Raw genomic sequence first — 4,869 nt, 5'->3', positions numbered from 1 at the left:
CCCGCTCGTGAAAGCGAATTATGGGCGCTGTTTGATCGTCTTCTGTTTTCATACACTTCTTTTTAGTGTATAGTTTTTCCCGGACGAGTCACCCTGACCCCCTAAAGGGGGAATTATAGACGGATAATAAATTTAAGAGAGGAAAATAAAAACAAAAAGTCTCCCCCCTTTAGGGGGAGATTTAGAGGGGGCTTCTTACCTTTGCCCTATCCGGGATAAAAACCCGGCCACAACATGACAAAAGAAGTTGAAATAGTATGCCCTCCCGGGCAGCATGAAGATGAGGCCGTAATCAAACGCCTCGCAGCGGCGGCTTTAAATATGCAGCCTCAAAAAGTATCAGCAGTTAAAATTTTAAAAAGATCAATTGATGCGCGCGGTCGTAAGGTGGTTTACCGTATGATGGTGCAGGTGTTTATCAATGAAGATTACGTACCACAATCGTACACCGTAAAGTACCCCAACGTACAATTCGGCCGACCGGTTATTATAGTGGGTGCTGGTCCGGCGGGAATTTTTGCCGCTTTGCAATGTATCGAATCGGGCTTAAAGCCGGTTATTTTGGAGCGCGGTAAAGATGTTAAACAACGCCGACGGGATCTGGCTAATATCAATAAACAGGGCTTGGTTAATCCCGAATCAAATTATTGTTTTGGGGAGGGGGGAGCAGGTACCTATTCCGACGGCAAGTTATACACCCGATCAACCAAGCGTGGTGATGTAAACCAAGTGCTTAAAGCATTTGTCGCTCATGGCGCAGATGAGGATATCCTGATAGATGCCCGCCCGCACATCGGCACCAATAAATTACCACAAATTATTACTGCCATGCGCGAAACCATATTGGATGCAGGCGGCGAATTTATTTTTGACGCGAAGGTTACCGCTTTATTGGTGGAATTTGGCAAGATAAAAGGTGTAAAGCTGGCCAGTGGCGAAAAGATGACCGCCGATGCGGTGATCCTGGCAACAGGCCACTCGGCAAGGGACGTTTTTGAAATGCTCCATCATCAAAATATATTGATAGAGGCCAAGCCTTTCGCTTTAGGCGTACGGATAGAGCATCCGCAGGAAATTATAGACCAGGCCCAATACCATTGCGAAATTCGTGATCCGGCTTTGCCGCCATCTTATTATAACCTGGTTGAACAGGTGGAAGATAGGGGTGTGTTTTCATTTTGCATGTGCCCCGGAGGTATCATCGCTCCTTGCGCTACAGAGGCAGATGAGATTGTGGTGAACGGCTGGAGTCCGTCAAAAAGGAATAACCCTTTTGCCAATTCGGGCACCGTGGTACAAATCAATATGGAAGATGTTGCCGGCAGCGACCATGACCCTTTTAAAATGCTGAACTTTCAGCACGAGGTGGAGCGCGCCGCTTTTAAAGCTGGCGGCGGTAACCTGGTAGCCCCCGGTCAGCGTATGGCCGATTTTGTGCAGGGGCGTTTATCCAACGATCTGCCTGTAAACTCCTACCTGCCGGGTACCAAAAGTACCGAGCTTAAAGAGGTATTGCCCGGCTGGATTCATAAACGTTTGCAAAAAGCTTTGCCCGCGTTTGGCAAAAAAATGAAAGGTTATTATACTAACGAAGCTATTTTGGTTGGGGTAGAGTCGCGCACGTCATCGCCCGTAAAAATTCCACGGGATAAAGAAACCTTACAGCATCCGCAGGTAAGTGGTTTATTCCCTTGCGGCGAAGGGGCTGGTTATGCTGGTGGCATTATTTCTGCTGCTATAGATGGAGTAAACTGCGCATTGGCCGCATTAAAAATATTAAAATGAGTTTATCCGAAAAACTGAGTACACAATTACAAAATGTATTGGCCGGCGATCCATGGTATGGATCGTCTGTTTATGAAATTATTGAAAAAATAAGTTTCGAGGCCGCGTTTGAAAAACCACAGGGCTCAGCACATAACATTGCCGAAATAGTTTTACACATGATAGCCTGGACCGAGGAAGTAATGGACCGTATGAATGGCATGAGCGCGGGGATCCCTACCAGCGGCGATTGGCCCGAAGTGGGTGCTCCCGATGAACAAAAATGGCAAAACTATGTTGAAGATTTAAAGCTGGTGAACGTAAATTTGATTGGCATCATCCAAAAATTCCCACAGGAACAATGGGATGAGCCGATAAAAGATGAGCGCAACCGCGAACTGGGTACAGGTGTAAATTATGAGGAATTGATCAGTGGATTAATTCAACATCATGTATATCACTCGGGACAAATCGCTTTATTAAACAGGATTTTGACTATGATTACACTGATTTGAAGTTGATTTCACCGATTATTAAAGGTGGTGATTTGAAATGAGCAGTGATTTTTGCGATCTAATCATTTTTTATCATCTTAAATAATCGGTGAAATCTCATAACTAATCGGTGAAATCAAAAAAATAAAATTATGAAGAAGACACTCGTATTAGGAGCAACACCTGATACCAGCAGATACGCCAACCTGGCCGCCAATCGTTTGGTAAGCCGCGGGCATAGCATAGTAAATGTAGGGACAAAAACGGGCGAAGCCGCAGGTATACCTATCGAAAAACCCGAAACTATCCATACAGATATAGATACGGTTACATTATATATAGGGCCACAAAATCAACCGCCGCTGTATAATTATATTTTAAATACCCATCCCAAACGTATCATTTTCAATCCCGGCACCGAAAACGCCGAACTGCAACGTATGGCCAACGAAAAGGGAATTGAAACGGAGTATGCATGTACGTTGGTACTTTTATCTATAGGGCAATACTAAGCCCCTGCCCCTAAAGCTACTGTGTGTACACATCTTTTGAAACCGAATCATTAAATAAAAACGGTGTCATTTCGACGAACCGGCGGGGATTGCGCGCCGGGGGAGGAGAAATCTTGTAAAAGCGGACATTCGGCCTTGCAAGGCGTCTAAGATTTCTCTTTCGCACCCCACACATCCCCACCTTCGCTCTATCGAAATGACATTTTTTTAATAAAAAGCATGTGTACACACAGTAGTCCTAAAGGGGGAGCTTCTTATCAGTTTATTTGAAAATTGAGAATGCAATTCAAAAACTCTCCTTCAGGGGGCCGGGGAGCCTGCACTGGAAAATATCCTGATCTCTTTTGGATAGTAATTATTGATCCTGTTTGGTAGTAATTTAGCCCAACCCAAAGCCTGTCCTTCAAAATTCATTAAACTCCAACCTTTTTCGGTAGGGCTTAGGTCGATATTGTCGCGGCGCAGGTACTGGATAGCCTGGTCATAGGTCAATTCGGTTTGTAAAACCGCGTCCTTATTAATAATGGTGCTTAAAGCCAATTCATGATCTGGGATCAGATCTTTACCCATCAGTTTACCAATCCGCACGCCCGATTTTTTCAAATATAGGTGTCGCTGTAAAATATTCAGGCTTTCTTTGTGCGCGCGGTTAATAGCCAGCCAGTCGTCCTGTACTTTAAAATAGTAATAGTTATCGGCGTTGTTGATATAGGCTTTTACCTGGTCAATTTCCTTGCTGCTTATTTTCTGTTGCATGTTGTTTTTAAAGGTACCCAAGTCGCCGGTGTTGGTTTTCTTTTTCAGGCACGATGCAAACAAGCCCTCGCCTTTAACCTGGTCGGGATAAAAACGATACCCCCAGGCTTTCTGCGTGGCAGATTGCGTTTCAACAATACCCCACTCCTTATATATAGGTATGCGGATACTTTCGAGGTCAAATTCCTGGCAAAGCCAATCCAGTATATCTTCGTTTTCCTGGTGCGAGTAGGAGCAGGTACTATATATAAGGTAACCATCCTCATTTAATGCCGGCAGTATATTGGCCAGGATGCGCTCCTGTCGCTGGTGGCAAAGCTCCACGTTGGCTTCCGACCATTCGTTCATCGCCTGCGGATCTTTACGGAACATGCCCGAGCCGGAGCAGGGGGCATCAACCAATATAATATCAAAAAAGCTTTTTAGTCGGCCAATATCTTTTGGGTCGTTATTACTTACAATAACATTGGCCTGGCCCCATCGGCTTAGGTTATCTGTTAATACAGGTACGCGGGTTTTAATAATTTCATTGGCCAGCAAAAGATCTTCTTCATTTATAGCCGAATTAAGCAGCGTGCTTTTGCCGCCCGGAGCAGCACATAGGTCAAGCACTTTTACCGCACCATCTATATTGGGGCGGATGTTTTTAAAGATATGGTCAATAAACATCGATGAAGCTTCCTGTACATAATAGCATCCGGCATGAAAAAGCGGATCAAAAGTGAAGGATGGACGGGTATTTAAATAAAAACCATCGGCGCACCAGGGTACCTGCTCATCTTTTTTTACCGCCGAAAGCTTAAAAGGATTTAACCTGATAGAGGTAGGGGCATCAGAAAGCTGATGCGTTTTTATAAAATTTTCTTCGTTGAAGCCGTTTTCCGCGCTTAACGATGATAAGAAATTGTCAGGAAACAGTTGCTCGTTCATATACTTTGTAAATATACAAATTCAATAAGTGCTATTGTACCAGGGCAAATGGTGCGTGCCGAAATGAATTTAGGGTTAGTTTACAGGCACTTGTCAAATTGTTTTAATTATTTGCAAATTTCTCTTGGTGGGTAAGGGGTTTTCTGTGTACATTTGTGGCCGCTCAAGTAAAAGGGGCGTCGTTTTTTGAAACATAGCGAATAAAAAAAGATTAAAATAAGTGAAGTTTTCACTTGCCAGATCAAATTAAAATTCGCATTTTTGCAACCCGCAATCGAAGAGAAGGATTAAGTGAAAATGATCGATTAAGGGCTCCGAAATAAAAATAAAAAAAAGTTTTGGAAAGATGGAAAGGATTGCTACCTTTGCAGACCCAAACGGAAGGGTGCTTGAGAGAGCGAAAGAAGTTAAGT

General features: G+C 43.9%; 4 protein-coding genes. 3 read left to right on the top strand and 1 reads right to left on the bottom strand.

The genetic code is table 11. From position 1 onward, the window contains the following. The first annotated feature begins 234 nt into the window (after window positions 1–234). The 3 genes from FHS10_RS29175 to FHS10_RS29165 all read left to right on the top strand — a co-directional run bounded on the left by FHS10_RS29175 (window position 235) and on the right by FHS10_RS29165 (window position 2,770). Window positions 235–1,785, top strand: coding sequence for an NAD(P)/FAD-dependent oxidoreductase (locus FHS10_RS29175; protein WP_259097773.1), 1,551 nt, complete (start codon window positions 235–237; stop codon window positions 1,783–1,785). Further along, the gene (locus tag FHS10_RS29170) at window positions 1,782–2,279 is read left to right on the top strand and encodes a DinB family protein (protein ID WP_259097772.1); all 498 of its coding nucleotides are present in this window, start codon (window positions 1,782–1,784) and stop codon (window positions 2,277–2,279) included. The genes FHS10_RS29175 and FHS10_RS29170 overlap by 4 nt, the downstream gene beginning before the upstream one ends. A 131-nt stretch (window positions 2,280–2,410) precedes the next feature. Then, a complete protein-coding gene (locus tag FHS10_RS29165; protein ID WP_259097770.1) occupies window positions 2,411–2,770 on the top strand; it encodes a CoA-binding protein in 360 nt (119 codons plus the stop codon). A gap of 300 nt (window positions 2,771–3,070) precedes the next feature. Here FHS10_RS29165 and FHS10_RS29160 read toward each other — a convergent pair whose 3' ends face one another. Further along, on the bottom strand, window positions 3,071–4,456 hold the full coding sequence (locus FHS10_RS29160) for a methyltransferase RsmF C-terminal domain-like protein (protein ID WP_259097769.1): 1,386 nt from the start codon (window positions 4,454–4,456) through the stop codon (window positions 3,071–3,073). Between the last annotated feature and the right edge of the window lie 413 nt (window positions 4,457–4,869).

The sequence above is a fragment of the Mucilaginibacter dorajii genome, assembly GCF_024808255.1.
Classification (GTDB): domain Bacteria; phylum Bacteroidota; class Bacteroidia; order Sphingobacteriales; family Sphingobacteriaceae; genus Mucilaginibacter; species Mucilaginibacter dorajii.
The sequence above is the reverse complement of the archived record's forward strand: the minus strand, read 5'-3'. Positions and strand labels throughout refer to the sequence as shown.

Excerpts from the sequence above, each read along its gene's own strand:
- FHS10_RS29165 (WP_259097770.1), top strand. The coding sequence starts at position 2,411 with ATGAAGAAGACACTCGTATTAGGAGCAACACCTGATACCAGCAGATAC.
- FHS10_RS29170 (WP_259097772.1), top strand. The coding sequence starts at position 1,782 with ATGAGTTTATCCGAAAAACTGAGTACACAATTACAAAATGTATTGGCC.
- FHS10_RS29160 (WP_259097769.1), bottom strand. The coding sequence starts at position 4,456 with ATGAACGAGCAACTGTTTCCTGACAATTTCTTATCATCGTTAAGCGCG.
- FHS10_RS29175 (WP_259097773.1), top strand. The coding sequence starts at position 235 with ATGACAAAAGAAGTTGAAATAGTATGCCCTCCCGGGCAGCATGAAGAT.